Annotated in this window: 27 protein-coding genes, 1 tRNA gene and 3 pseudogenes; 20 read left to right on the top strand and 11 right to left on the bottom strand. The window is 68.6% G+C overall.

Annotated elements, in window-relative coordinates:
- The first annotated feature begins 6 nt into the window (after positions 1–6).
- The 7 genes from sphst_RS12695 (at position 7) to sphst_RS12665 (ending at position 5,007) form a co-directional block, all read left to right on the top strand.
- The gene (locus tag sphst_RS12695; RefSeq protein ID WP_107045621.1) at positions 7–1,431 is read left to right on the top strand and encodes a UDP-N-acetylmuramate--L-alanine ligase; all 1,425 of its coding nucleotides are present in this window, start codon (positions 7–9) and stop codon (positions 1,429–1,431) included.
- Positions 1,432–1,467: 36 nt separating this feature from the next.
- Positions 1,468–1,722, top strand: a complete 255-nt coding sequence (locus tag sphst_RS12690; protein WP_031395112.1) for a DUF6356 family protein — start codon at positions 1,468–1,470, stop codon at positions 1,720–1,722.
- Between the two features lie 434 nt (positions 1,723–2,156).
- Complete coding sequence (locus sphst_RS12685; protein WP_043156979.1) at positions 2,157–2,564, top strand: hypothetical protein; 408 nt, start codon at positions 2,157–2,159, stop codon at positions 2,562–2,564.
- The gene (locus sphst_RS12680) at positions 2,561–2,764 is read left to right on the top strand and encodes a helix-turn-helix transcriptional regulator (protein ID WP_031394295.1); all 204 of its coding nucleotides are present in this window, start codon (positions 2,561–2,563) and stop codon (positions 2,762–2,764) included. Before sphst_RS12685 ends, sphst_RS12680 begins: the two co-directional genes overlap by 4 nt.
- A 38-nt stretch (positions 2,765–2,802) precedes the next feature.
- Positions 2,803–3,540, top strand: coding sequence for an alpha/beta fold hydrolase (locus tag sphst_RS12675; RefSeq protein WP_107045620.1), 738 nt, complete (start codon positions 2,803–2,805; stop codon positions 3,538–3,540).
- Positions 3,537–4,349: a tetratricopeptide repeat protein gene (locus tag sphst_RS12670; protein ID WP_107045619.1), complete on the top strand. Its 813-nt coding sequence runs from the start codon at positions 3,537–3,539 to the stop codon at positions 4,347–4,349. The genes sphst_RS12675 and sphst_RS12670 overlap by 4 nt, the downstream gene beginning before the upstream one ends.
- Before the next feature lie 244 nt (positions 4,350–4,593).
- Positions 4,594–5,007, top strand: coding sequence for a VOC family protein (locus sphst_RS12665; RefSeq protein WP_037531709.1), 414 nt, complete (start codon positions 4,594–4,596; stop codon positions 5,005–5,007).
- Between the two features lie 37 nt (positions 5,008–5,044).
- Here sphst_RS12665 and sphst_RS12660 read toward each other — a convergent pair whose 3' ends face one another.
- Positions 5,045–5,305, bottom strand: a complete 261-nt coding sequence (locus sphst_RS12660) for a DUF6894 family protein (protein ID WP_107045618.1) — start codon at positions 5,303–5,305, stop codon at positions 5,045–5,047.
- A 300-nt stretch (positions 5,306–5,605) separates the two neighbouring features.
- Between sphst_RS12660 and sphst_RS12655 the strand changes: the two genes are divergently transcribed.
- The 3 genes from sphst_RS12655 to sphst_RS12645 all read left to right on the top strand — a co-directional run bounded on the left by sphst_RS12655 (position 5,606) and on the right by sphst_RS12645 (position 8,330).
- Positions 5,606–6,346: a Crp/Fnr family transcriptional regulator gene (locus sphst_RS12655; protein WP_234387635.1), complete on the top strand. Its 741-nt coding sequence runs from the start codon at positions 5,606–5,608 to the stop codon at positions 6,344–6,346.
- A gap of 226 nt (positions 6,347–6,572) precedes the next feature.
- A complete protein-coding gene (locus sphst_RS12650) occupies positions 6,573–8,006 on the top strand; it encodes a DEAD/DEAH box helicase (protein WP_056679374.1) in 1,434 nt (477 codons plus the stop codon).
- 57 nt (positions 8,007–8,063) lie between these two features.
- The gene (locus sphst_RS12645; RefSeq protein WP_037530941.1) at positions 8,064–8,330 is read left to right on the top strand and encodes a hypothetical protein; all 267 of its coding nucleotides are present in this window, start codon (positions 8,064–8,066) and stop codon (positions 8,328–8,330) included.
- Positions 8,331–8,650: 320 nt separating this feature from the next.
- On the opposite strand, the gene hslU is transcribed toward sphst_RS12645, so the two are convergent.
- From hslU to sphst_RS12620, 5 genes and pseudogenes are all read right to left on the bottom strand, one after another.
- On the bottom strand, positions 8,651–9,946 hold the full coding sequence (gene hslU, locus sphst_RS12640) for an ATP-dependent protease ATPase subunit HslU (protein ID WP_031393589.1): 1,296 nt from the start codon (positions 9,944–9,946) through the stop codon (positions 8,651–8,653).
- Positions 9,947–10,064: 118 nt separating this feature from the next.
- Positions 10,065–10,607, bottom strand: a complete 543-nt coding sequence (gene hslV / locus sphst_RS12635; protein WP_081874259.1) for an ATP-dependent protease subunit HslV — start codon at positions 10,605–10,607, stop codon at positions 10,065–10,067.
- 212 nt (positions 10,608–10,819) lie between these two features.
- Positions 10,820–11,047 (bottom strand): annotated as a pseudogene (locus sphst_RS12630) (3TM-type holin); the annotation flags it as partial.
- A gap of 71 nt (positions 11,048–11,118) precedes the next feature.
- A complete protein-coding gene (locus sphst_RS12625) occupies positions 11,119–11,655 on the bottom strand; it encodes a glycoside hydrolase family 108 protein (protein WP_107045616.1) in 537 nt (178 codons plus the stop codon).
- A 176-nt stretch (positions 11,656–11,831) separates the two neighbouring features.
- Complete coding sequence (locus sphst_RS12620; RefSeq protein ID WP_107045615.1) at positions 11,832–12,017, bottom strand: DUF4169 family protein; 186 nt, start codon at positions 12,015–12,017, stop codon at positions 11,832–11,834.
- On the opposite strand from sphst_RS12620, the gene sphst_RS12615 reads away from it, so the two are divergent.
- Positions 12,016–12,534 (top strand): DUF3617 domain-containing protein, encoded by a 519-nt coding sequence (locus sphst_RS12615; protein WP_234387634.1) that lies wholly within the window; start codon positions 12,016–12,018, stop codon positions 12,532–12,534. The genes sphst_RS12620 and sphst_RS12615 overlap by 2 nt on opposite strands.
- Positions 12,535–12,609: 75 nt before the next feature.
- On the opposite strand, the gene sphst_RS12610 is transcribed toward sphst_RS12615, so the two are convergent.
- A tRNA-Pro gene (locus tag sphst_RS12610) sits at positions 12,610–12,686 on the bottom strand.
- Between the two features lie 200 nt (positions 12,687–12,886).
- On the opposite strand from sphst_RS12610, the gene yajC reads away from it, so the two are divergent.
- Genes yajC through sphst_RS12590 form a run of 4 tightly spaced genes read left to right on the top strand, consistent with a single transcriptional unit; the run spans position 12,887 to position 16,225 of the window.
- Positions 12,887–13,225, top strand: a complete 339-nt coding sequence (yajC, locus tag sphst_RS12605; RefSeq protein WP_031395363.1) for a preprotein translocase subunit YajC — start codon at positions 12,887–12,889, stop codon at positions 13,223–13,225.
- On the top strand, positions 13,225–14,829 hold the full coding sequence (gene secD, locus sphst_RS12600) for a protein translocase subunit SecD (protein WP_056409036.1): 1,605 nt from the start codon (positions 13,225–13,227) through the stop codon (positions 14,827–14,829). The genes yajC and secD overlap by 1 nt, the downstream gene beginning before the upstream one ends.
- A gap of 16 nt (positions 14,830–14,845) precedes the next feature.
- Positions 14,846–15,817, top strand: a complete 972-nt coding sequence (secF, locus tag sphst_RS12595; RefSeq protein WP_056409034.1) for a protein translocase subunit SecF — start codon at positions 14,846–14,848, stop codon at positions 15,815–15,817.
- 39 nt (positions 15,818–15,856) lie between these two features.
- A complete protein-coding gene (locus tag sphst_RS12590) occupies positions 15,857–16,225 on the top strand; it encodes an Mth938-like domain-containing protein (RefSeq protein ID WP_082447040.1) in 369 nt (122 codons plus the stop codon).
- Between the two features lie 27 nt (positions 16,226–16,252).
- Here the strand turns inward: sphst_RS12590 and sphst_RS12585 are convergent, their stop codons facing one another.
- The 3 genes from sphst_RS12585 to sphst_RS12575 form a co-directional block, all read right to left on the bottom strand.
- On the bottom strand, positions 16,253–17,434 hold the full coding sequence (locus tag sphst_RS12585; RefSeq protein WP_107045614.1) for a glycosyltransferase: 1,182 nt from the start codon (positions 17,432–17,434) through the stop codon (positions 16,253–16,255).
- A 43-nt stretch (positions 17,435–17,477) separates the two neighbouring features.
- On the bottom strand, positions 17,478–17,960 hold the full coding sequence (locus tag sphst_RS12580; protein WP_031395045.1) for a hemerythrin domain-containing protein: 483 nt from the start codon (positions 17,958–17,960) through the stop codon (positions 17,478–17,480).
- A 77-nt stretch (positions 17,961–18,037) separates the two neighbouring features.
- Positions 18,038–19,045: a class 1 fructose-bisphosphatase gene (locus tag sphst_RS12575; protein WP_031395046.1), complete on the bottom strand. Its 1,008-nt coding sequence runs from the start codon at positions 19,043–19,045 to the stop codon at positions 18,038–18,040.
- Between the two features lie 170 nt (positions 19,046–19,215).
- Between sphst_RS12575 and sphst_RS12570 the strand changes: the two are divergent.
- The 3 genes and pseudogenes from sphst_RS12570 to sphst_RS12560 all read left to right on the top strand — a co-directional run bounded on the left by sphst_RS12570 (position 19,216) and on the right by sphst_RS12560 (position 22,208).
- Positions 19,216–20,341: pseudogene (locus sphst_RS12570) on the top strand (8-amino-7-oxononanoate synthase).
- Positions 20,338–20,961, top strand: a complete 624-nt coding sequence (gene bioD / locus sphst_RS12565) for a dethiobiotin synthase (RefSeq protein WP_107045613.1) — start codon at positions 20,338–20,340, stop codon at positions 20,959–20,961. Before sphst_RS12570 ends, bioD begins: the two are co-directional and overlap by 4 nt.
- Positions 20,958–22,208 (top strand): adenosylmethionine--8-amino-7-oxononanoate transaminase, encoded by a 1,251-nt coding sequence (locus sphst_RS12560; RefSeq protein ID WP_107045612.1) that lies wholly within the window; start codon positions 20,958–20,960, stop codon positions 22,206–22,208. The genes bioD and sphst_RS12560 overlap by 4 nt, the downstream gene beginning before the upstream one ends.
- Here the strand turns inward: sphst_RS12560 and sphst_RS12555 are convergent.
- Positions 22,205–22,867: a sulfite oxidase-like oxidoreductase gene (locus sphst_RS12555; RefSeq protein WP_031395159.1), complete on the bottom strand. Its 663-nt coding sequence runs from the start codon at positions 22,865–22,867 to the stop codon at positions 22,205–22,207. The two genes, sphst_RS12560 and sphst_RS12555, sit on opposite strands and share 4 nt — an antisense overlap.
- A 98-nt stretch (positions 22,868–22,965) precedes the next feature.
- Between sphst_RS12555 and sphst_RS12550 the strand changes: the two genes are divergently transcribed.
- Positions 22,966–24,066 carry a glycosyl transferase gene (locus sphst_RS12550; protein ID WP_107045611.1) on the top strand — a complete coding sequence of 367 codons (1,101 nt, stop codon included), beginning with the start codon at positions 22,966–22,968 and terminating at the stop codon, positions 24,064–24,066.
- 85 nt (positions 24,067–24,151) lie between these two features.
- Positions 24,152–24,760, top strand: a pseudogene (locus sphst_RS12545) (aspartyl/asparaginyl beta-hydroxylase domain-containing protein); the annotation flags it as partial.

Here is a 24,760-nt window from a genome sequence, read left to right as displayed (position 1 = left end):
GAGCACATGGATATCACCAACCCCTCCGACCAGACCGCCGCCGACCAGCCCGCCTATTTCTTCATCGGCATCGGCGGGTCGGGCATGATGCCGCTCGCGATGATCCTCGCGGGCCGCGGCGCGACCGTCGCGGGCTCGGACCGCAATCTCGACCAGGGCCGCGTCCCCGCCAAGTTCGACGATCTCGCCGCCAAGGGGGTCGCGCTCTTCCCGCAGGACGGCAGCGGCATCGTCTCCGCGGACCAGCACGTCGTCGCCTCCGCCGCGATCGAGCCGACCGTCCCCGACATGATCGCCGCCGCCGCGCTCGGCTGCCCGCGCGCCACCCGCGCCGAGCTGCTCGCCTCCTTGTTCAACGACAGCCGCCTGCCGATCGGCGTGGCCGGCACCAGCGGCAAGTCGACCGTCACCGGCATGATCGGCTGGATCCTCCACACCACCGGCCGCGACCCGACCGTGATGAACGGCGCGGTCATGAAGAATTTCGCAGGGCCCGACGCCCCCTTCGCGAGTGCCTTAGTCGGCGAGGGCGACACCTTCGTCAGCGAGGTCGACGAAAGCGACGGCTCGATCGCGCATTACGCGCCCAGGATCGCGGTGCTCAACAATGTCAGCCTCGACCACAAGTCGCTCGACGAACTCCGCGCGCTCTTCGGCGCCTTCATCGCCAAGGCCGAGACCGCGGTCGTCAACGCCAACGACCCCGACGCCGCCGCGCTCGCCGCGCGCTTGCCCCGCGGCCAGGTCACCACCTTCGCGATCGACGCGTCCGCCGACCTGCGCGCCGAGAACCTGAAGCCCGAACCCTTCGCGATAACCTTCGACCTCGTCTCGCGCGGCGTCCGCACGCGCGTAAAGCTCGCCGTCCCCGGCCGTCACAACGTGTCGAACGCGCTCGCCGCGATCGGCGCGACGATGGCCGCCGACGTGTCGCTGCCCGACGCGGTCAGGGCACTCGCGAGCTTCACCGGCCTGCGCCGCCGCTTCGATCTGGTCGGCACGGCAAACGGCGTCGCGGTGATCGACGATTTCGGCCACAACCCCGACAAGATCGCCGCCACGCTCGACACGCTCCACGCCTTTCCCGGCCGCCTGCTGATCCTGTTCCAGCCGCACGGCTATGGTCCCTTGAAGGTCATGGGCACCGAACTCGTCGCCACCTTCGTCGACCGGATGGCGCCCGAAGACCTGCTCGTCCTCCCCGACCCGGCCTATTATGGCGGCACCGTCACCCGCGAGGTCACGAGCGCCGACATCGTCGCACAGATCGCCTCACGAGACCGCGACGCGCGCCACATCGCCGACCGCGCCGACGCCGCCGCGCTGCTCGTCGCCGAGGCGCGCCCCGGCGACCGCATCGTCGTGATGGGCGCGCGCGACGACACGCTCAGCCTGCTCGCGGCGACCATGGTCGAATCCCTCGCCGGCTGATAGGATAAGCCCGATCCCCCGTCCGGAGACCCGCCGATGTTCCGCCGCCTCTTCCTCGACCATCCCGCCACCGTCGGCGAAAGCTATGCCGAGCATTTCGGCGTCGCCAGCCGGTTCGGCGTGACGATGATCGCCGGCGGCCTCGGCGCCCTCGTCCACGCGGTCGTCCCCGCTTTGTGCAAGACCAGCGGCAGCGACACCGTCCGCGAACTCCACCGCCAGATGGTCGCCAAACGCGGCGCCGTCGCCGCCGACCAGACCCAGATGAAAACGGTAGAATTCATCATCTGACCCCGTCCCCCCGCGAAAGCGGGGGCCCAGGACGAAGGCGGTAAGCGCCGCCCTCTCCCCACCCGTCATCCTGACGAAAGTCAGGACCCAGAGCCAACAGCGCTGTGCCCCGTAACCCTGGATCCTGGGTCAAGCCCAGGATGACGGCGGTGAAGTGCAGCCCCCCACCCGTCCTCCCGATGACGAGGAAGCGCCGCCCTCCCCACCCGTCCTCCCGACGGCGAGGAAGCGCCCCCCCTCCCCCCGTCATCCTGACGAAAGTCAGGATCCAGAGCCAAGCAGCACCGAGCCCTGCCACCCTGGACTCCCGCCTACGTGGGAGAACGGACAGTCGCGATCGCATCCCCTCAACCCCGCCCCCGCTGTAAAGCCCCCTTGACTCACACCCACCCAAATGACAAGCTTCCTTTACCGATTCGAAAGGACGCTTGACCATGCACAAGAGCCCCGCGCTGCGCCGCTACAACGCCACCGTTCTCGGTCTCAGCCTTGCGTACATGGGCACGCTGTTCGGCGTGGTGGCGCTGTTCCGCAGCCATCCGCCGACCGGCCCGCTCGCCTATCTCCTCGCGGTGCTGCCCGCGATCCCGCTGCTCGGCGTCTTCCTCGCCTGGGGCCGCTATCTGCGCGACGAGCCCGACGAATATATCCGCACGATGAACGTCCGTCAGACGCTGATCGCCACCGTCTTCATGCTCTGCGCGACGACGATCTGGGGCTTCCTCGAAAGCTTCGGCCTCGCGCCCCATGTCCCGGCCTATTCGGCGGGTGTGCTCTGGTTTGCCGGCCTGATGCTCGGCGGGTGCGTCAACATCGCCGCGGTGCGCGCAGGGACAGCATGAAGAACCGCCTGAAAGTCCTGCGCGCCGAACGCGACTGGAGCCAGGGCGATCTCGCCGACCGCCTCGACGTCTCGCGCCAGAGCGTCAACGCGATCGAGACCGGCCGCTACGACCCCTCGCTCCCGCTCGCCTTCCGCATCGCCGAGCTGTTCGGCCTCGCGATCGAGGACATCTTCACCAGCCCCTCTGCACCAGCCTGACCTAGCCCCGTCCGCCCGCTTTGGCTAAAGCCCCGCGCATGACCGACACCACCACCCCCGCGCCGGACCGCCCCCGCCTCGCCTATCACCACACGACCGGCACCGGCCCGACGATCGTCTTCCTGTCGGGCTATGGCTCGGACATGACGGGCACCAAGGCGGTCACGCTCGAGGCCTGGGCGAAATCGCAGGGCCGCGCCTATCTCCGCTTCGATTATGGCGGCTGCGGCCGCAGCGAAGGCGCGTTCGAGGATCAGACGCTCGTCGACTGGCGCGACGACGTGATCGCGATGCTCGAGGCCTTGGCGGACGGCCCCGCGGTGCTCGTCGGCTCGTCGCTCGGCGGCTGGCTGATGCTGCTCGTCGCGAAGGCCCGCCCCGATCTGGTCGCAGCCCTCGTTGGCATCGCCCCCGCACCCGACTTCACCGACTGGGGCTTCACCCCTGAGGAAAAGCTGACGCTGCTCAGCGCGGGCCGGCTCGAACGCGCCAACGAGTACGGGCCCGAACCCACCATCTACACCCGCGGCTTCTGGGCGTCGGGCGAGGCGAACCGGCTGATGTTCGGCTGGATCGAGATCCGCTGCCCCGTCCGCCTGATCCAGGGCCAGCGCGACAAGGACGTGCCGTGGCTACGCACCACCCGGCTCGCCGAGCTGCTTCGTTCAGCCGATGTGCAGACACTGCTCGTCAAGGACGGCGATCACCGCCTGTCACGCGATTCCGACATCGCGCTGATCATCCGCGCGGTCGAGGATGTGATCGCCCGCCTATGATCCTGATGCTGCTCGCCCCCGCGCTGCTCCTGTCCCAGGCCGCCAGCCCCGCCACAAAGCCTGCCGCCAAGCCGACCGCGGCACCGGCCGCCAGGCCCGCCGCCGCCGGCCCCGCCGACGATGCCACGCGGCTCCAGCGCTGCATCGCGACGATCGCCACCGATCCGGTCGCCGCGCGTGCCGAGGCGGGCCGCTGGCGGATGGCGGGCGGCGGCGCCGCGGCGCGCGACTGTGGCGGGCTCGCCTTTGCCGCGGAAAAGAACTGGGCCGCCGCCGCCGCCGAATTCGAGAGCGCGGCGCGCGACGCACAGCTCGCGCACGACGATCGTGCCGCGACCTATTGGGCGCAGGGCGGCAATGCCTGGCTCGCCGCGGGCGACGCGACCAAGGCGCGCGTCGCGCTCGATTCGGCGCTCACCGCGGGGACGCTGACCGGGCTCCAGCTCGGCGAGGCACGGCTCGACCATGCGCGCGCGCTCGTCGCGGCGGACGATCTCGCCTCCGCGCGCACCGATATCGATCTCGCACTGACCACCGCGGGCGACGATCCGCTCGCCTGGCTCCTGTCCGCGACGCTCGCGCGGCGGATGGGCAATCTGCCCCGTGCACGCGGCGACATCGCCGAGGCGCTCAAGCGCTCCCCCGACGACGCCTCGGTCCAGCTCGAGGCGGGCAACATCGCCGCGCGCGACGGCGACGAGACCCGCGCCCGCGCCGCCTGGGCCGAAGCCGCGCGCCTCGCCCCCGACACCCCCACCGCCCGCAACGCCATCGCCGCGCTCCGCCAGTTCGACCCGGCCAAACCCTGATCCGCCCGGAGAGCCGCACCCGCGCCACCGTCATTCCTGCGGCGGCGGGAACCCAGACTGGCAACCCTCACGGCCCGGCCACCCCCGCCCGCCCCTCTGGATCCCGCCTCCGCGGGGATAACGGACGGAGGATAGTGACGCGGCAACAGGCTCCACGGTGAATGCCCCACAACCCCGTCCGCCCCTCTGGAACCCTGCCGGGGCGCCGCCTATCTACCGGCGATCCAACCCGAAAAGGCCGTCCATGAAATATCTGCACACGATGATCCGGGTCACCGATCCGGCCAAGACGATCGCGTTCTTCGAGCTGCTCGGGCTGAAGGAGGCCCGCCGCCTCGAAAACGAGCAGGGTCGCTTCACGCTGATCTTCCTCTCCGCGCCCGGTGACGAGAGCGCCGAGGTCGAGCTGACGCACAACTGGGATCCCGAAGAGTATGGCGAAGGCCGCAATTTCGGCCACCTCGCCTACCGCGTCGACAATATCTACGAGACCTGCCAGCGGCTTCAGGACGCCGGCGTGACGATCAACCGCCCGCCGCGCGACGGCCACATGGCGTTCGTCCGCACCCCCGACAACATCTCGATCGAGCTGTTGCAGGACGGCCGGCTCGACCCCGCCGAGCCCTGGGCGTCGATGCCCAACACCGGCCACTGGTAAGGGCCACTGGTAAGGATCGTCGGCCCGCCGCCGCGCGTCAGGCGCGGCGGCGGGCCGGCATCGTCCCGGCCGCCATCGCCGCGGCACAGTCGGCGACGTGGACTGTCGCACCGCAACCCTCGATGATCTCGATCCGCATCGTCAGGTCGACACAGCCCTGGCGGATGTCCTCCGCCAGCATCTCGCGCATCGCGACGATCGCATGCTCGATCGCCGCCGCGCGATGCGCGAGTTCGATCCCCTCGTGATCCTCGATCACCTCGCCGCGCAGGGCGATCTGAAATCTGTATCGCGGCATCAGCGACATCCTGTGCGTTCGACGCGACGGCCGGGGTGACCGGCAGCTGCCGCACCCCATTGTTCGCCCCTGTTTCTCGCAAGGCGTCTACGCCCCTGCGCGACGATCGGTTCCGCGCCACCCATGCAGCGCGAAGCACCCGACATTTTCTTACAATAACCGACAATTTCCGAAATGCGCGTCTAACCTATGTTTGAGCGAGACTATAACGCCTGTGATAGTGCAGGGCGCCTCTGGGCAAGCTATGCTTAACCCGGCGACTGAGAGTTCGATATGCTCCCGCCCGAGCGGAGCCTGCATGTGGATTACCCCATCGTCGTCACCGATCATCTGATTGCCAAGCTCGCGACCCGGGTCGAGCTGAGCGCGGCGGATCGCGTGGCGATCGCGGCGCTGCCGTGCAAGCTGCGCACGATCGATCAGTCGACCTACATGCTGCGCGAGGGGCAGCGCCCGCTGCGCTGCGCGTTCGTGATCGACGGCTTCGCCTATCGCCAGAAGCTCACCCCCGATGGCGAACGCGAGATCGTCTCGATCCTGATGCCCGGCGACTTCATCGATCTCCAGAACCTGTTCCTCGAGGAATCGGATCACGACGTCCAGGCGCTGACCCGGATCACCGTCGCCGAGATCCCCATCCCCGCGCTGCGCGAGATCGTCGCGGTCTCGCCGAAGATCGCCACCGCCTTGTGGATCGAGGCGCTGGTCGAGGCGTCGATCCACCGCGAATGGCTGCTCAATGTCGGTCGCCGCAACGCCAAGATGCGGCTCGCGCACCTGCTCTGCGAATTCTCCGCCCGGCTGCGCGCCTCCTCGCTCAGCGACGCGGACGGCAGCTACGAACTGCCGATGACTCAGGAACAGATGGGCGATGCGCTCGGCCTGACCCCGGTCCACGTCAACCGCGTGCTCCGCGCGCTCGAGACCGACGGGCTGATCACGCGCCGCAAGCGGCAGATCGGCGTCGTCGACTGGTGCGCGCTGCGCGACGCCGCCGAATTCAGCGAACGCTATCTCCACCTGACCCAGACGCGCCCCTGACGCCCTGGGCCAACGCCCCCAACCCGGCCACTCTTGACTTTTCGACCGGTCGCGCGCATCTGACCGCCATCGAGGTGTCATGCAGCGTGATCGGACCTGAACAAGGTCCAGGCTCCGCCTCGGTCGTTTCTAACGGGCTTCCCTTTTCACGCGGGGTGTCAAAACACCACGCCCCTCGCGCGTCCTCCTGTGGATTCGCGAGCCCGGCACATTTGAGAGACTATTCATGTCCTTTTCCAACCTCGGCCTCGCCGAGCCCCTCGTCCGCGCGCTCGAAGCCAAGGGCTATACCGAGCCGACGCCGATCCAGGCCCAGTCGATCCCGATCCTGCTCGAGGGCGGCGACCTGCTCGGCATCGCGCAGACCGGCACCGGCAAGACCGCCGCGTTCGTGCTCCCCTCGATCCAGCGCCTGACCGAGACGCAGAAGCGCGTCCTGCCGACGCATTGCCGCATGCTCGTCCTCGCGCCGACCCGCGAACTCGCCAGCCAGATCGCCGACAGCGCACGCGCCTATGGCCAGTTCAGCAAGATGTCGGTGACCACCGTGTTCGGCGGCACCAGCATCAACAAGAACCGCCAGGATCTCAGCCGCGGCGTCGACATCCTCGTCGCAACGCCGGGCCGCCTGATCGATCTGATCGAGCAGGGCTTCTGCAACCTGTCGATGATCGAGATCCTCGTGCTCGACGAAGCCGACCAGATGATGGACCTCGGCTTCATCCACGCGCTGAAGAAGATCGTCCGCATGCTGCCGAAGAAGCGCCAGACGCTGTTCTTCTCGGCGACGATGCCGACCGCGATCCGCGATCTCGCCTCGCAGTTCCTGCTCGATCCGAAGACCGTCTCGGTCAAGCCCGCCGCGACCACCGCAGAGCGCGTCGACCAGTATGTCACCTTCTGCAACCAGTCGGAAAAGCAGGCACTGCTGACGATCACGCTGGGTGATCCGGCGATCGACCGCGCGCTCGTCTTCACGCGCACCAAGCACGGCGCCGACCGCGTCGTGAAGCTGCTCGCGGGCAACGGCATCGCCTCGAACGCGATCCACGGCAACAAGAGCCAGGGCCAGCGCGAGCGCGCGCTGGGCGAATTCAAGCAGGGCAAGGTCAAGGTCCTGATCGCGACCGACATCGCCGCACGCGGCATCGACGTCTCGGGCGTCAGCCACGTCATCAACTTCGAGCTGCCCAACGTTGCCGAGCAATATGTCCACCGCATCGGCCGCACCGCGCGTGCGGGCGCCAGCGGCATCGCCGTCGCGTTCTGCGCGGATGACGAGAAGGCCTATCTGCGCGACATCGAGCGGATCACCCGCCAGAAGGTGACGGTCCGCCCGCTGCCCGACGATTTCGTCAACCTGTCGAACCAGATCAAGCAGACCCGCGTCAAGACGATGGGCGCCGATCCCGAAGTCCGGATCGACCGTCCGCGCGATCCCGCGCGTCCCCGCGCCACCCACGCCCCCCGCGCGACCGGCACTACCGGCCGCAACTATGCGGGTGCGAGCCGTGGCGGTCAGGGTGGCGGTGGCCAGGGTGGCGGCGGCGGTCGTCCCCAGGGCGGCGGTCGTCCTGGCGGCCAGGGCGGTGGTCGCCCGGCCGGTGGCGGTCGCCCCGGCGGCCAGGGCCGCGGCGCCGGCCCCAGCTCGGCACGCTAAGGCCCCATGTCTTTGCCTCGCGGGTTTGCTATAGGCAGACCTGCGAGGAGAAGACTGATGGACGTCTCGAATACCCCGATCGCCGAACGCATCGCCCGCGTCCTGGCGGGCCAGCGGATCAGCGCCAATGCCGGCGGCGACGCCGCCTCCGCATCGCGCCTGATCGACGACGCCTGGACCGATTATCTCCCCGACGCGCTCGCGGTCCTGCGCACCTTGCGCGAACCCGACCAGACCATGGCCGCCGCCGGCGACCCCGCCATCTGGGAAACCATGGTCCTCGCCGCGCTCAAGGCCGCGCGCCCGCAGACGGTGGTGCTGTAGCGCCCGCCAAGCGACGGACCACGCCTCCCCCAGGCTGACGACCGTGGTGCGCGCGCCACCTCACCCCGCGTCATCCTGACGAAAGTCAGGACCCAGAGCCAAAAGCGACCCCGCCCGTAACCCTGGATCCTGGGTCAAGCCCAGGATGACGAAGAGGGCGGGAACCGCCCCCCACCCGCTTGCCCCGACCGAAGTCGAAGGGCCTGCGCCCCCGCCCGTTCGCCCTGAGCGAAGTCGAAGGGCCGGCGCCAAGTGCTTCGACTTCGCTCAGCACGAACGGAGCGGGGGAGCGTACCTCACCCCCCCCGCTCACCCCCAGACTAAAGCACGAACCGGCTGAGATCCGTATTCCGCGCAATCTCCTTCAGCTGGCTGTCGACATACGCCCCGTCGATCACCACGCTCGACCCGCCGCGATCCTCGGCATTGTAGCTGACGTCCTCGAGCAGCTTCTCCATCACCGTCTGCAACCGCCGTGCGCCGATATTCTCGACCTCGGCATTCACCTCCGCGGCGATCCGCGCGACCGCGGCGATGCCGTCCTCGGTGAAGCGGATCTCGACGCCTTCGGTGGCGATCAGCGCCTTGTACTGCAGCGGCAGCGACGCCTTGGTATCCGACAGGATCGCGACGAAGTCCCCCTCGGTCAGGCCCTTCAGCTCGACCCGGATCGGCAGACGCCCCTGCAATTCGGGCAGCAGGTCGCTCGGCTTGGCGACATGGAACGCCCCGCTCGCGATGAACAGGATATGGTCCGTCTTCATCGGCCCGTATTTGGTCGCGACCGTCGTCCCCTCGATCAGCGGCAGCAAATCGCGCTGCACGCCCTCGCGGCTCACCGACCCGCCGCGCCCGTCCGACACCGCGATCTTGTCGATCTCGTCGAGGAACACGATCCCATTCGCCTCGGCATCCGCCAGCGCGACGCGACTCACCTCGTCCTGGTCGAGACGCTTGTCGGCCTCTTCCTCGACCAGCTTGTCCCACGCCGCGGTCACCGTCAGCTTGCGGCGCTTCAGCTGCTGCCCGCCGCCGAGCGACTTCATCATCTCGCCGATGTTGATCATCTGCGGCGCCCCACCGGGGATCTCGAACGGCGTCGTCGGCGTCTGCTCGACCTCGATCTCGACCTCGGCGGCGTTCAGATGCCCGTCGAGGAACCGCTGCTTGAAGCTTTCGCGCGTCGCGGTGCTCGAATCCTTGCCGACCAGCGCGTCGAGCAGCCGGCCCATCGCCGCCTCCTCCGCCTTGTCCTTCACCGCGATCCGCCGGCGCTCCTTTTCCAGCCGGATCGCCTCCTCGACCAGGTCGCGCGCGATCTGCTCGACGTCGCGGCCGACATAGCCGACCTCGGTGAACTTGGTCGCCTCGACCTTGACGAACGGCGCATCGGCCAGCTTCGCCAGCCGCCGGCTGATCTCGGTCTTGCCGCAGCCGGTGGGCCCGATCATCAGGATGTTCTTCGGCGTCACCTCGTCGCGCAGATCCTCGCTGAGCTGCTGGCGCCGCCACCGGTTACGCATCGCCACCGCGACCGCGCGCTTGGCCGCGGCCTGGCCGATGATATGCGCATCGAGCGCGGCCACGATGGCCTTGGGGGTAAGCTGGTCGTTCATGATCACTCTTCTTCGCCCCTCCCCTTCAGGGGAGGGGTTGGGGGTGGGGACTATCCGCGGGACGGGCGCCTGGTGAAGCCCGACCCGACCCCTCCCCCGAACGGGAGGGGCGTCGAAATCAGCTGGTCGAGTCCATCGACTCCACGGTCAGCCGGTCATTGGTGTACACGCAGAGCTCGGACGCGATTCCCATCGCCTTGCGGCACAGCACTTCGGCATCGCTCTCATACTCGACCAGCGCGCGCGCCGCGGCGAGCGCGTAGTTGCCGCCCGATCCGATCGCCGCGACGCCGTTCTCGGGCTCGAGCACGTCGCCATTGCCCGTCAGGATCAGCGTCACGTCCTTGTCCGCGACGATCATCATCGCTTCCAGGTTGCGCAGGAACTTGTCGGTCCGCCAGTCCTTGGCGAGCTCGACCGCGGCACGGAGCAACTGCCCCTGATGCTGCTCCAGCTTGCGTTCGAGCCGTTCGAACAGCGTGAAGGCGTCCGCGGTCGCGCCGGCGAACCCGCCGATCACCGACCCGTCGCCGAGCCGCCGCACCTTGCGCGCATTGGGTTTCATGACCGTCTGGCCCATCGAGACCTGGCCGTCGCCGATCACGACGACCTTGCCGCCGCGCCGGACCGAAAGGATGGTGGTGCCGTGCCAGACCGGCATGGCGTGGGGATCATTTGCACTCATGACCGCGATGTAGGGTGCGCTTTCGACCACGCAACGGTCCGCTGCACCCACCCCCTGCACCACCCCCTCACCCTCCCGCTCGACTTCCCTGTCGGCTTCCCGGTTACCTTCCCCCTTTTCGTCATCCTGACGAACGTCAGGACCCAGAGCCCCGAACGCCACGCGCGCCGCTCCGATACCAGCCCCACTCACCGCCGCTTCCCCCACTCACGCGCCGCGGTGTACCCCAGATACCCCGTCCCGAAGAGCGCATAGAGCGGCTCGGGGATCGCCCCCAGATACGCCCCCACGCCCGCCGCGATCGCCTGCGCCGCCGCCGGCCGCACCGCCGCGAGCAGCCCCACCGGGATCGCCCCCAGCAGCAACGCGTACATCACGTACAGGAACCCCGGCCGCGCCCGCGTCACCCACGGATTGGCGGGCAGCTCCGCCCCCTCCTCAACGCCTCTCGTCATGACACCCCCCTGGAAAAGTGGCGCTTTCCGCCTCAGGCCCGGTTCGCGAGCCAGCCATAAAGGAACGCCTCGTTCGCCGGCCGCCGCTCCGCCAGCGCGACATAGCGCTCGCCCTGCAGTGCCTCGATCGCCTTCAGCAGCACCGCCTCGCCCCCCGCCCCGCGTCGCTTGAGGAACCCCGCCAGCGCCGCCAGCGTCCCCGCCCCGATCCGGCCATCGACGACGAGGTCGGGATAATCGCTCGCCCCGCGATTGAGCGCGTTCAGCGCGCGCTGCAGAAACCCGCTCGCGACCGCCGGCCCCATATTCACCCCGGTATCGAACAATTCGCCCGCAATATCCGGCGCGATCCGGCCAACCCCCTCATATCCGGGGTCAATCCAGTAAGCCTGCCGATAGATCGCGACCGCCGCCGCCCGCGGAAACACCCGCATGTCCCCCGCAAACCCATGCGCCCGCGCCACCGCCTGCGTGATCCCGAACCGCGTCGCCCCCCCGCGATCCGCCGGATGATCGCCGTACCCGCCCTCACGATCGATCACCGCATCGATCAGCCCACCGATCTCCATCCCCGATCCCCCCGATTTGCCCGCAACCATATAACCATATAGGTTAGCGAAAAGCAAGATCAGCGGCACGAATGGTAAAAGACGAACATCCACTCCCATCCGTCATCCTGACGAAAGTCAGGATCCAGAGCCCAGCAAACCCACCCCCTGATCACCCCGCAACCCGCTCCCAAACCTCAGCTTTCCTCCCCATCAAGCCGCGCCCCATCCAGCACCCGCTCCCCCCGCGCCCGCTCCTCAGCATCCCGCGCGCGCTCCGCCTTGGTCCGCCCGAACGCCGCCCGGTTCGCGTCCGCCACCACCCCCGCCTCGCGCCGCGCCCGCGCTTTGCGCGCCCGCCGCAAATTGATGATCTCGCCCATGAAAACCCCTGTCACACCGCTTGCCAGCACCCCGCCGGCGCTACAGACTGCCCCTCCTATGCGCCATCCCGTCCTGCTGTCCGCCCTTCTCCTGCTCCCCGCCGCCGCGTCGGCGCAGGCGCTGCCGCCCGGCGCCTGGGCGATCACCTCGACCGCGGTCGAGCTCGTCATTCCGGGTGCGCCGGGGTTTATCCTGCGGATGATGCGCGGAAAATCGAAGACCGAGCGCAAATGCCTGCCGCCTGAACAGGCCTCGTCGGGCGTCGCCGCGCTGTTCGTCCCCAAGCCCGAGGCGCGTTGCACCGTCGAGCGCGCGCAGTTCTCAGGCGGGCGGATCGATCACGTGATGAGCTGTCCGCAGAAAAAGGGGCCGCCGATGCGGATCGTCCGCGCGGGCAGCTATGGCGCGACCGGCTTTACCGCGCGGATGACGATGACCGGCGACACCGACAAGGGCGCGATGCGGATCGTCGCGGATCAGGTCGCGGCACGCACCGGTCCTGTCTGCAAACGCTGACGCCAGGATCTGGAATGGCACGATATTTCGTGCCGGGGAGCGGCGTCGCCTCTGGCGGCCGGCTCCGGAAATTTCTGGTCGGGGCGACAGGATTCGAACCTGCGACCCCCACACCCCCAGTGTGATGCGCTACCAGGCTGCGCTACGCCCCGACCGAAGGGCGCGCATTATGCGGATGTTGCGCGCAATGCAAGCACGCGATTGCGGCAAAGCCCATATTCGTCCGTCTCATCGCGGCCTGGCCACGCTTCACCGGCGCACATTGGTTGCGCGGGGCGGCAACCGGTGATAGCGGCATCGCCCATGCGAGCGCGGGCGTATGGCGCCTGCCCACCAGCCAAAACGGGACTCCATGTTCATTTCCCCAGCATATGCGCAGGCCGCCGGCGAGACGGCGACATCGGGCGGCATCGCCTCGTTTCTGAGCCTTGCGCCGCTCTTCCTCGTCTTCGTCGTCTTCTATTTCCTGATGATCCGTCCGCAGCAAAAGCGGATGAAGGCGCTCCAGGCGTCGGTCGCGGCGGTCAAGAAGAATGACAGCGTCGTCACCGCCGGCGGCATCATCGGCAAGGTGACCAAGGTCGAGGACGCGATCGTCGAGATCGAGATCGCGCCCAACACGCGCGTCCGCGTCGTCAAGGCGACGCTCACCGACATCACCAGCCCGAACACGAAGCCGGCGAACGACTGATGTTGGATTTCCCCCGCTGGAAGGTCGCGTCGATCATCGGCCTGCTGGCCGTGCTCTGCGCGCTTGCGATCCCGAGCTTCTTCTCCGAATCGACGACCAGCAAGTGGGGGGCGATTCCGCATAAGCGGATCAACCTGGGTCTCGATCTGGCGGGCGGCAGCTATCTGCTGCTCGAGGCGGACACCGCCGATCTCGCCAATTCGCGGATCGAGGCGATGCGCGACAGCATCGCGGGCACGATGCGCAACGGCACGCCGCGGATCGCGATCGGCGACATTTCGGTGCGTGGCGGGCAGCTTAGCTTCCTGCTCCGCGATCCGAGCCAGGTCGATGCCGCGCGCGAGCGGCTGCTCTCCATCACTGGCGGTGGCGCCGGGATGAGCGGCCAGCGCGAATGGGACATCAACGTCGTCGACACGAGCCGGTTCGTGCTCAAGCCGACCGAGGCCGGGCTCCAGCAGGCGATCGACACCGCGATGAAGGACGCGACCGAAGTCGTCCGCCGCCGCATCGACGAACTCGGCACCAAGGAGCCGACGATCGTCCGCCAGGGCGCGACGCGTATCGTCGTCCAGGTGCCGGGCCTGCAGAATCCGCAGGCGCTCAAGAACCTGCTCGGCAAGACCGCAAAGCTCGAATTCAAGCTGGTCGACGAGACCGCGAACCCCGCCGATCTCGTCAAGGGCATCGCCCCCGTCGGCAGCCAGGTCATTCCTTATCCCGGCAATCCGCAGGGCATTCCGTTCATCGCGGTCAAGCGATCGGTGATCATCTCGGGCGATCAGCTCGCCGATGCCCGCCAGGAGTTCGAGCCGCAGACCAACGCGCCGCAGGTGGCGATCACCTTCGACGCGGTCGGTGGCCGACGTTTTGCCAAGGTCACGCAGGAGAACACGAACAAGCCGTTCGCGATCATCCTCGACAATTCGGTGATCTCCGCGCCCAACATCAACGAGCCGATCCTCGGTGGCCGTGCCTCGATCTCGGGCAATTTCACGGTCGAATCGGCCAATTCGCTCGCCATCTCGCTGCGGTCGGGCAAGCTGCCGATCAATCTGAAGATCATCGCCGAGAGCACCGTCAGCCCCGATCTCGGCAAGGATTCGATCCGCGCCGGCGTGCTGGCCAGCATCGTCGCGGCGCTCGCGGTGATCGTGTTCATGTTCGTGACCTATGGCCGGTTCGGCCTCTATGCGAACCTCGCGGTGGTCATCAACATCCTCGTGATCGTCGCGGTCATGGCGATGCTCAACGCGACGCTGACGCTGCCCGGCATCGCCGGCTTCGTGCTGACGATCGGTACCGCGGTCGACGCCAACGTGCTGATCAACGAGCGTATTCGTGAGGAACGCCGCCGCGGACGCAACATCGTCCAGGCGGTCGAGCTCGGCTATAAGGAGGCGTCACGCACGATCTTCGAGGCCAACGTCACGCACGCGATCACCGGGGTGATCATGCTCCTGCTGGGCTCGGGCCCGGTCAAGGGCTTTGCGGTCGTGCTGCTGATCGGCATCTGCACCAGCGTGTTCACCGCGGTGACCTTCACGCGGATGCTCGTGGCGCTCTGGCTGCGCAAGAACCGCCCCACCACGATCAATATTTGAGGCGGGAGACATCATCATGCGCCTGCTGAAACTCGTACCCGACAACACCAACCTGAAGTTCGTCTCGCTCCGCAAATGGGCGTTCGGGCTGACCATCCTCCTGTCCGTTCTGGCGGTCGGATTGGTCGCGGTCCGCGGCCTCAACATGGGCGTCGACTTTGTCGGCGGCGTGCTGATCGAGGAGAATTTTGCCACCCCGCCGTCGATCGAGGCGGTCAGGACCGAGGTCGACCAGCTCGGACTCGGCGAAGCGTCGATCCAGTCCTTTAGCGATCCCCGGACGCTGTCGATCCGCCTGCCGCTGCCCGAGACGAACGACGAGGGTGCAACCAACGCGCTAGTGAAGAGGGTGTCCGACGACTTGGCCGTCAAGTTCCCGGGCGCAACCTTCTCGAAATACGACACGATTTCGGGCAAGGTTTCGGACGAGCTGATCCGCAACGGTGCGCTTGCGGTGGCACTGGCCATTCTCGGCATCGGCCTGTTCGCAGTGGTCCGCTTCGAATGGCAGTTCGGCGTGTCGACGATCGTCGCGATCGTTCACGACCTGTTGATGACGCTCGGCTTTTTCGCTTTGATGCGGGATTATTTTGAGGTCGATCTCAACATCGTCGCGGCGGTGCTGACGATCATCTCCTATTCGATCAACGACAAGATCGTCATCGACGACCGTATCCGCGAGAATATGCGCCGCTACCGGAAAATGGACATGCGCGAGATCATCGATCTGTCGGTGAACGAGACGCTGCCGCGTACCGTCATGACCTCGGTCACGATCCTGCTCGCACTGACCGCGATGCTGGTACTCGGCGGCCATGTGCTGCGCGGCTTCACCGCAGCGATGATCCTCGGCATCGTCGTCGGCACCTATTCGTCGATCTACGTGTCGTCGTCGCTGCTCATCACGCTCGGCCTGCGCGCCGAGCCCGAGGGCCGCAAGGGCGACCGCGACGACGCCGAGCGCGTGGGCCCGAAGGCCGGCCGCTGATGCGCGGCGGGCCCGGCGCGTGAGGACAAGCACGTGAGGATGGACAAGGAAAAGACCGACGGGCCGATGATCTCGGCGATCGGTCATGGCGGGTTCCGGGTCGACGACGGCTATTACACCGCGTTGCTGATCACCCCGTCGCGCGCCGACGGCTGGACCCCGCCGCCGTTCGAGACACTGGGCGCGGACGATGTCGCCAGCGTCCTCGCGCTGTCGCCCAGACCCGAATTCCTGCTGCTCGGCACCGGATCGCAGTTGCGCCAGCCCGCCGCCGCCTTCCGCCGCGCGGTCGAGGCGCAGGGCGTCGGGATCGAGGCGATGGACAGCCGCGCCGCCGCGCGCGCCTGGGCCGTGCTCCGTGGCGAAGGCCGCTGGATCGCCGCCGCGCTCTACCCGCTCGAAGGCTGAGGCTTTTCAGGCGCTTGGTCGGGCGCGCTAGGCCCCGCCCCCGACCAGCCCGGCCAGATGCGCGAACAGCGCGGCGCTGTTGGCCTCCCAGGTAAAGCGCGCCGCGACACGCCGCGTCGCCTCCCTCGCCGGCGGTGCCGCCAGGATCCCCGCGATCGCCGCGCCGAACGCCGCCGCATCGCGCGGCACGATCCGGCCCGCCTCGCCCGACGTGACCACCTCGCCTGCGCCGCCCGCATCGGTGATCACGATCGGCGTCCCGCAGGCGAGCGCCTCGACCCATGCGTTCGCGAGCCCCTCGGACGCCGAGGCCAGCGCCATCACGTCGGCGGTCGCGACCAGCCGCGGAATCGCCTCATGCGCGACGCTGCCGAGCAGCCGGACCCTGTCCCCCACGCCGAGCGTGCGGATCAGCGCCTCCAGCCGCGCCCGGTCGCCCCCCTCGCCCGCGATCCTCAGCGAGACACCCGGCAGGCGCGCGACCGCCTCGATCACCACGTCATGTCCCTTGCGCGGGATCAGCGCCCCGACCGACAGCACCAGCGGCCCCGTCACGCCCAGCCGCGCCGCCTCGGCCGCACGCGCCGCCGCGTCGATCGGGCGGAACCGGTCCTGGTCGACCCCGGTATGATGCACCCGGATCCGCGCCCCCGGCATCCCCATCGCGATCATGTCCGCCCGCATCGCCGCGCTGACCGCGAGCAGCCCGTCCGCCGCGCAGCCCGCACGCCGGATCTGCTCGCGTGTGCCGGCCGCGCAACCCCAGTGATGAATATCCGCACCGCGCGCCTTGATCGACACGGGCACGCCATAGCGTCGCCCGAGCGCGACCGCGGCGACGCCGTCGGGAAAAAAGAACGACGCATCAATGACATCGAATGGAAAATCCGACCGCACGGCGTCGAGCACCGGGATTAGCGCGCGGGTCAGCGCCGCGGCATGCCACCGCCCCCCGGTCGCAGGGATTGTCGTGAACCGCGGCCGATGCACGCCCACCCCGCGCCACGTCTCCTCGAGCGGCAACCGCGCAAGCGGCGCAAAACGCGGCATCAGGCGCAGCGGTCCGGGCGGCAGGCCGATCGGTGCAACGACACGCAGATCGACCCCCGGATGCGCCGCGAGCCCCAGCGTCTGCCGCTCGACGAAGACGCCGAAATTGAGCCGGCTCGCATCGGGGAACAGCGTGGACAGGGTCAGGACGCGCATCATGGCCCTTGGTATCGCCGCCGGGTTAAGAACCCTGTCGCCGCGATTATTGCAGGTCGACCGGCCCGGTCACGATCACCCCCGCGCGCAGGGCATCGTCGTACAGCAGCGCGCTTTCGCGCTGCACCTGATGCGTCAGCCGCGCGAGCATCGCCTCGGCCTCGCCGCGGAATTCATACCAGTCGGCGGGCTCGATCGTCGGCAGCCAGTGCGCGATGAACACCCGCCATTCGCGGCGCAACGCGTCGAGTTCGGCGGCCATGACCGCGACCGTCTCGGGCGAATAGTCCGCCTCGGTCGCGATCGCGGTCAGGTCGATCACCTCGTCCTCGACGCCCAGATGATCCGCGACCAGCACCGCGAGCTCGAGCAGCTTGCGCGACGCCGCCGCGCAATTATGCCCGCGCCGCTGCAACAGCGCGACGAGGTCGGCGCAGCGTTCGGCGATACGGTCATGATCGTCGATCAGGCGTCGCCACGACGTCCGGTCGTCACGCTGTTCGGCGAGTCTTTGTGAGGTGACTTCCATCGAATTTCTCCCCTTTTCAACGCGCGCCCTCGTCCGTCATGCCCCCACCCCCGACCGCCGGCGGGTGACGATGCGCGCTACTCCCGATAGGCGGTGGTTATCGCTTCGACTTCTGCCGGATCGCCCATGATCAGGCCGATCCGCTGGTGCAGGCTGCTCGGCTCGATCGACAGGATGCGCTGCTCGCCATCGGTGGCGGCACCCCCTGCCTGCTCCATCAGCATCGCCATCGGATTGCCCTCGTACATCAGCCGCAGCTTGCCGACCTTGCCCGGCTGGCGGACGTCGCGCGGGTACAGGAACACGCCGCCGCGCTTGAGGATGCGGTGCGCGTCGGCGACCATCGATCCGGTCCAGCGCATGTTGTAATCGGTGCCGATCGGCCCGTCCTTGCCCGCGATCCGCTCGTCGATGAACCGCGTCACCTCGGGCGACCATTGGCGCGCATTCGACGTGTTGATCGCGAATTCGCGCTTGCCGCCGGGCATGCGGATATTGGTGTCGGTCATCACCCACGACCCGATCTCGCGGTCGAGCGTGAACTCGTGCACGCCCGCGCCGACCGTCAGCACCAGGATCGTCTGCGGACCATAAACGGCATAGCCCGCCGCGACCTGGGTCTGCCCCGCCTGCAGGAAGTCCTGCTCGGACACATCGGCACCCGACGCGGTCTCGGCCGCGCGCAGCACCGAAAAGATCGTGCCGACCGACAGGTCGACGTCGATATTGCTCGACCCGTCGATCGGATCGAACAGCAGCAGATATTCGCCCTTGGGATAGCGGTTGGGGACGAGGTGGATCGTCTCCATCTCCTCCGACGCCATCGCCGCCAGATGCCCGCCCCACTCGTTCGCCTCGAGCAGCATCTCGTTCGCGATCACGTCGAGCTTCTTCTGCACCTCGCCCTGGACATTCTCGCTCTCGAGGCTGCCGAGCACGCCGCCCAGCGCCCCCTTGCCGATCGCATGGCTGATCGCCTTGCACGACCGCGCGACGACCTCGATCAGCAGGCGCAGCTGCGGCTGCAGCGTGCCGGCTTCGCGTTGCTGTTCGATCAGGAACTGGGTCAGCGTCTTGCGCTTCATGGGCAGGGTACCTTCGACCGGAATGGAGAATGCAATCGTGGTTAGCCAAGCCGATCCCGCTATACCATAGGAGAGAAATGCCCGATCCGTTCGAACGATCCCTCTTTATGACGGGGTGTTTCGGCCAACCGGCTCGCGCTGGCGCGGCATTGCCGTTAGAGGCTGCCGCGATGTCCGCGTTCGACCAGCATCATCGCGACCTCTCCGCGCTTGCCACGGCAACGCGTCGCCGCGCGCTGATCGCGCGGCAAGGGGTTGATTTCGCCTCCAATGACTATCTCGCGCTCGGCCAGAGCGGGCGGATCGCCGCGGCCGTCGCGGCGGCGCTCGCGCGCGGCGATCGCGGTCGGTTCGGGTGGATCGCGGCTGCTCCGCGGCAATGATCCCGAACACGCGCTGCTCGAAGCCGAGGCGGCGGCGTTCTTCGGCGCGGAGACGGCGTTGTACTTCTCGACCGGGTACGCCGCCAACGCCGCGCTGTTCGCGACGCTGCCGCAGACCGGCGACCTCGTCGTCCACGACGCGCTGATCCATGCGAGCGCGCATGAGGGGATGCGGCTCGGCCGCGCGGCGACGGTGTCGGCGGCGCATAACGACGTCACCGCCTTCGCCGATGCGATCGCGCAGTGGCGCCGGGCGGGCGGCACCGGCCGCCCCTGGATCGCGGTCGAAAGCCTCTACAGCATGGACGGCGACCGCGCGCCGCTCGACGATCTCGTCGCGCTCGCCGAGGCGCATGACGGCGTCGTCCTGATCGACGAGGCGCATGCCACCGGCGTGTTCGGCGACGATGGCAGCGGCCTCGCCGGGCATCTGGAGGGGCGACCCGACATCGTTACCTTGCGCACCTGCGGCAAGGCGATGGGGTGCGAGGGCGCGCTGGTCTGCGGCCCCGAAGTTGTCCGCGACTTCCTCGTCAACCGGGCCCGCGCGTTCATCTTCTCGACCGCGCCCTCGCCGCTGATGGCGAGCGCCGCGCGCGCGAGCCTGCAGATCCTCGCCGACGAACCCGAACGCCGTACCGCCCTGCGCGCGCTCATCGCCACCGCCGAAACCGTGCTCGCGCCCTACGGCGTCGTGCCGACCGGATCGCAGATCCTGCCGCTCGTGCTCGGCGACGATGCGACGACGATGCGCGTCGCGGCGGCGGTCCAGGCGGCAGGGTTCGACGTTCGCGGGATCCGCCCGCCGACCGTGCCCAAGGGCACGTCGCGCCTGCGGATCTCGCTCACGCTCAACGTCACCACACCCCAGATCGCAGGGCTAGGCGACGCGTTGCAAAAGGCCCTGTCATGACCCGTCTCGTCGTTACCGGCACCGACACCGATGTCGGCAAGACCGTCTTTGCCGCCGCGCTCGCGGGCGCGCTCGACGCAAGCTATTGGAAACCCGTCCAGGCCGGGCTCGACGGCGGCAGCGATGCGTCGCGCGTCGCCGCGCTGTCCGGCCTCGCGCCGGAGCGGATCCTGCCCGAGGCCTATCGGCTGACCACGCCCTGCTCGCCCGACCGCGCGGCGACGCTCGACGGCGTGACGATCGACCTCGACCGGCTCGTCCCCCCCGCGCTGCCCGGCCCGCTGGTGATCGAGGGAGCGGGCGGGGTGATGGTGCCGCTGACCGACACCTGCGTCTTCGCCGACCTGTTCGCGCAGTGGCGGCTGCCCGTCGTGATCGTTGCGCGCACCGCGCTCGGCACGATCAACCACAGCTTGTTGTCGATCGAGGCGCTGCGCCGCCGCGACGTGCCGATCCTCGGCGTCGCGTTCGTCGGCGATGCGGTCCCGCACAGCGAGGCGGCGATCGTCCGGCTGGGCAACGTGCGACATCTTGGCCGGCTGCCGATGCTCCCCCGGCTCGACGACGCCGCGCTCCGCGCCGCTTTCGCCGCCAGTTTCCGGCTCGAGGATTTCCGATGACGTCGCCGATCTGGCATCCCTTCACCCAGCATGGGTTGGGCGACCCGATCCCCCGCATCGTCCGGACCGAGGGGGCGGCGCTTCATACCAGCGACGGGCGGCGGATCGTCGATGCGATCTCGTCCTGGTGGGTGACGACGCACGGCCACCGCCATCCCCGGATCATGGCCGCGATCGCCGAGGAGGCGGGGCGGATGGACCAGATCATCTTCGCCGGCTGGACGCACGAACCCGCCGAAACGCTCGCACGCGGACTCGTCGCGATCATGCCCGAGGCGCTGCGCCACGTCTTCTTCTCCGATTCCGGCTCGACCGCGGTCGAGGTCGCGCTGAAGATGGCGCTCGGTTACTGGCGCAACCGCGACGAACCGCGCGACCGGATCCTGGTGCTCGAACACAGCTATCACGGCGACACGATCGGCACGATGTCGGTCGGCGAACGCGGCGTCTACAACCGCGCCTACGCGCCGCTGCTGTTCGACGTCGGTACCATCCCCTTCCCGCACCCCGGCGCCGAACAGGCCACGCTCGACGCGCTCGAGGCGGCATGCCGCGCCGCGCCCGCCGCGTTCATCGTCGAACCGCTGGTGCTCGGCGCGGGCGGCATGCTGATCTATCCGCCGCACGTGCTCGCGGAGATGCGCGCGATCTGCGCCCGTCACGCCGTGCTGTTCATCGCCGACGAGGTGATGACCGGCTGGGGCCGCACCGGCACGCTGCTTGCCTGCGAACAGGCGGGCGTCGTGCCCGACATCCTGTGCCTGTCCAAGGGCTTGACCGGCGGCGCGGTCCCCCTCGCGGTGACGATGGCGACCGCGGAGATTTTCGACGCGCATCTGTCCGACGATCGCGCGCGGATGTTCTTCCACTCCTCGAGCTACACCGCCAACCCGATCGCCTGCGCCGCCGCCAACGCGAACCTCGCAATCTGGCGCGACGAGCCGGTGCGTGACCGGATCGCGACACTCGGTGCACGACAGGCGGCGCATCTCGACCGCATCGCCCGCCTGCCCGGCGTGACCAATCCGCGCCGCATCGGCACGATCGCCGCGGTCGACCTGCAGGTCGGCGATCGCGGCTATCTGTCGGATCTCGGCCCGAAACTGCTGCGCTTCTTCACCGCACGCGACCTGTTGCTGCGACCGCTCGGCAACACCGTCTACGTCATGCCGCCCTATTGCATCGACGAGGCCGACCTCGACGCGATCTATGCCGCGATCGAGGAGGCGTGCGCGACCTTGCTCTAGTCCTGGCTGTAGCGTTCCTCGGCCCAGGGATCGCCGCGCCTGTGATACCCATTGACCTCCCAGAAGCCCGGCTTGTCCGCGCCAAGGAACTCGATCCGCGAAATCCACTTCGCGCTTTTCCAGAAATAGAGATGCGGGATGACGAGGCGGACCGGGCCGCCATGCTCGCGCGTCAGCGGCTTGCCCTGCCAGCTGTGGACGAGCAGCGCGTCCGCCGCGGCGAAATCGGCCAGCGGGACATTGGTGGTGTAGCCGTCATAGCCGTGCAGCGTCAGGAACGCCGCCGCATCGACCGGGCCGACATGGTCGAGCAGGTCGCGCGTCGCCACGCCCGACCAGTCATTGTCGTAGCGCGACCAGGTCGTGACGCAGTGAATGTCCGACCGCACCGCGGTCTGCGGCAACGCCATGAACCCCGCCCAGTCGAGCGTCACCGGCCGCTCGACCAGCCCGTCTATCGTCAGCCGCCACCGCTCGCGCGCGATATCAGGCTGCTGGCCGAGATCGAGCACCGGCCAGTCGCGGACCAGATGCTGCCCCGGTGGCAGGCGGTCGCCCTCCGCGCGGTCCGTCACTCCCGTCAGGAACTTGCCCTCGCTCGCCCAGCGTTGCTTCGACCGCGTCAGCTTGGTCGGTTCGGACCTGTCATCATCGCTCATGCGGCACAGACTAGGCGGCTTGCGGCGACGGGGCCACTGTCGATTTCCCGGGGGATTTCCCAGGGGATTTCCCGCTGCGGAGCGGGTATCCCCCGACAATGCCTCAACCGATCACCTTCTATGTCGGCCATCAGGGCCGCGGCCATGCCAATCGCGCGATGGCGATCATCGACGCGTTGCCCGCCGGCCGCGCCGTCACGATCCTGACCGCACGGCCCGCATTGTTCGACGGCTTCGCGCGCGCCGTCACCCTGGTGCCCCTGCCCGACGAGGGCGCGGCCAGCGCCAGCCCCCCGCCGGCCCTCGCCGCGCAACCCACCCCCGACATCCTCCACCGCGCGCCGATCGGCGATGCGGCGATCCGCGCGACGATGCGGACGATCCTCGACCATCTCGATGCGGTCGATCCTGCGCTGTTCGTGGTCGACGTCTCCGCCGAGATCGCGCTGCTGGCCCGCATCGCCAGCGTCCCCGCGATCGGGATCCGGATGCACGGCAACCGCGGCGATGCCGCGCATCTCGCCGGCTATCGCGCCTGTGTCGGCCTGCTCGCGCCCTTTGACGAAGCGCTCGAACAGCCCGAGACCCCTGACTGGATCCGCGCCATGACCCATTATGCGGGCGGGCTGTGCACCGCGCGGGACGTCGTGCCGGGCAAGGCGGAGGCGCGGGCGATGCTCGGCCTCTCCCCCGACCGTGAGATCGTCGTCGTGCTGACCGGCGGCGGCGGCGCAGGCACGCCCTATGCACCGCTGACCATGGCCGCGCGCGCGCTGCCAGAGACCGACTGGCTGGTGCTCGGCCCCGTCCAGCGCGAGGGCCATGAGACCGATTTCGGCAATCTCCACCTGCGCGGCTGGGTCTCGACGATCACCGCGCACATCGCCGCGGCCGACGTCGTCGTCGCCTCCAGTGGCGATACCATCGTCCACGAAATCGCGCGCGTCGGCCGCCCCTATGTCTGCGCGCCCGAATGGCGCTATTTCGACGAACAGATGCGCAAGGCCGAACGCCTGGCCGAACTCGGCGCCGCGATCCTGGTCCCAAGCTGGCCCGGCGCATCGACCCCATGGCGCGGCCTGCTCGACGCCGCCAAGGCGCTCGACCCCGCCGCACTCGCAAGCCTCCACACCCCCACCGCCGCCGGCAGCGCCGCGAATTATCTCGACCGGCTCGCCACCGATCTTTGGACACGCTGAACCAGCACCACCGGGATGGAAGACGGGCGGGTCCGATCCGGACGTTTTTAGCTGTATCCGGTTCATTGCCAGGCTAGCCTGCGTCATGCACCTGACCCGGCCACAGGCCGACTCGCTCGCCCGTGAGGGCATGACCGCGCTGCGCAACGGCAACGCCGCTGTCGCCTATGAAAGGCTGTCGCTGTTGCGCGACGGCGCACCGAGAATGCCCGCGCCCTGGTTCCTGATCGCGCAGGCGGCGCAGGCTATCGGGCGCGACGACGAGGCCGACGACGCGCTCGTCCGCTTTCTCGCGACCGAGCCCCGGCATCTCGGCGCACTGCTGACGATGGCGGCGCTCAAGCGTCGTCGTGGGGACGATCGTGCGGCGGAGTCCTTCTATCGCACCGCGCTGTCGGTTGCCTCCCAGCCAGGTGCGAACATCGCCCCCGCGCTCGTCCCCCTGCTCCGGATTGGCGAGACCTTCCTGACCGAAGTCGCCGGCCGCTTCTCGGCGCATCTCGACGCGGCCCTCAAGGACATGCCGCGCGTGGCGGGTCCCCGGATCCATCACGCGCTCGACCTGCTGCTCGGCCGGAGCGAGCTCTATCTGCAGCAACCCTCGATGTTCTATTTCCCGGGCCTGGCGCAGCGTGCTTATTTCGAGCGCGACGAGTTTGACTGGGTCGCCCCGATCGAAGCGGCGACCGGCGCG

Source organism: Sphingomonas sp. STIS6.2, assembly GCF_000732685.2.
GTDB classification, from domain to species: Bacteria; Pseudomonadota; Alphaproteobacteria; order Sphingomonadales; family Sphingomonadaceae; genus Sphingomonas; species Sphingomonas aerolata.
This window is presented reverse-complemented; position numbering and strand designations above follow the sequence as displayed.

Coding starts and splice junctions, on each gene's coding strand:
- sphst_RS12695 (WP_107045621.1), top strand. CDS start 7: ATGGATATCACCAACCCCTCCGACCAGACCGCCGCCGACCAGCCCGCC.
- sphst_RS12690 (WP_031395112.1), top strand. CDS start 1,468: ATGTTCCGCCGCCTCTTCCTCGACCATCCCGCCACCGTCGGCGAAAGC.
- sphst_RS12685 (WP_043156979.1), top strand. CDS start 2,157: ATGCACAAGAGCCCCGCGCTGCGCCGCTACAACGCCACCGTTCTCGGT.
- sphst_RS12680 (WP_031394295.1), top strand. CDS start 2,561: ATGAAGAACCGCCTGAAAGTCCTGCGCGCCGAACGCGACTGGAGCCAG.
- sphst_RS12675 (WP_107045620.1), top strand. CDS start 2,803: ATGACCGACACCACCACCCCCGCGCCGGACCGCCCCCGCCTCGCCTAT.
- sphst_RS12670 (WP_107045619.1), top strand. CDS start 3,537: ATGATCCTGATGCTGCTCGCCCCCGCGCTGCTCCTGTCCCAGGCCGCC.
- sphst_RS12665 (WP_037531709.1), top strand. CDS start 4,594: ATGAAATATCTGCACACGATGATCCGGGTCACCGATCCGGCCAAGACG.
- sphst_RS12660 (WP_107045618.1), bottom strand. CDS start 5,305: ATGCCGCGATACAGATTTCAGATCGCCCTGCGCGGCGAGGTGATCGAG.
- sphst_RS12650 (WP_056679374.1), top strand. CDS start 6,573: ATGTCCTTTTCCAACCTCGGCCTCGCCGAGCCCCTCGTCCGCGCGCTC.
- sphst_RS12645 (WP_037530941.1), top strand. CDS start 8,064: ATGGACGTCTCGAATACCCCGATCGCCGAACGCATCGCCCGCGTCCTG.
- hslU (WP_031393589.1), bottom strand. CDS start 9,946: ATGAACGACCAGCTTACCCCCAAGGCCATCGTGGCCGCGCTCGATGCG.
- hslV (WP_081874259.1), bottom strand. CDS start 10,607: ATGCCGGTCTGGCACGGCACCACCATCCTTTCGGTCCGGCGCGGCGGC.
- sphst_RS12625 (WP_107045616.1), bottom strand. CDS start 11,655: ATGGAGATCGGTGGGCTGATCGATGCGGTGATCGATCGTGAGGGCGGG.
- sphst_RS12615 (WP_234387634.1), top strand. CDS start 12,016: ATGAAAACCCCTGTCACACCGCTTGCCAGCACCCCGCCGGCGCTACAG.
- sphst_RS12620 (WP_107045615.1), bottom strand. CDS start 12,017: ATGGGCGAGATCATCAATTTGCGGCGGGCGCGCAAAGCGCGGGCGCGG.
- yajC (WP_031395363.1), top strand. CDS start 12,887: ATGTTCATTTCCCCAGCATATGCGCAGGCCGCCGGCGAGACGGCGACA.
- secD (WP_056409036.1), top strand. CDS start 13,225: ATGTTGGATTTCCCCCGCTGGAAGGTCGCGTCGATCATCGGCCTGCTG.
- secF (WP_056409034.1), top strand. CDS start 14,846: ATGCGCCTGCTGAAACTCGTACCCGACAACACCAACCTGAAGTTCGTC.
- sphst_RS12590 (WP_082447040.1), top strand. CDS start 15,857: ATGGACAAGGAAAAGACCGACGGGCCGATGATCTCGGCGATCGGTCAT.
- sphst_RS12585 (WP_107045614.1), bottom strand. CDS start 17,434: ATGATGCGCGTCCTGACCCTGTCCACGCTGTTCCCCGATGCGAGCCGG.
- sphst_RS12580 (WP_031395045.1), bottom strand. CDS start 17,960: ATGGAAGTCACCTCACAAAGACTCGCCGAACAGCGTGACGACCGGACG.
- sphst_RS12575 (WP_031395046.1), bottom strand. CDS start 19,045: ATGAAGCGCAAGACGCTGACCCAGTTCCTGATCGAACAGCAACGCGAA.
- bioD (WP_107045613.1), top strand. CDS start 20,338: ATGACCCGTCTCGTCGTTACCGGCACCGACACCGATGTCGGCAAGACC.
- sphst_RS12560 (WP_107045612.1), top strand. CDS start 20,958: ATGACGTCGCCGATCTGGCATCCCTTCACCCAGCATGGGTTGGGCGAC.
- sphst_RS12555 (WP_031395159.1), bottom strand. CDS start 22,867: ATGAGCGATGATGACAGGTCCGAACCGACCAAGCTGACGCGGTCGAAG.
- sphst_RS12550 (WP_107045611.1), top strand. CDS start 22,966: ATGCCTCAACCGATCACCTTCTATGTCGGCCATCAGGGCCGCGGCCAT.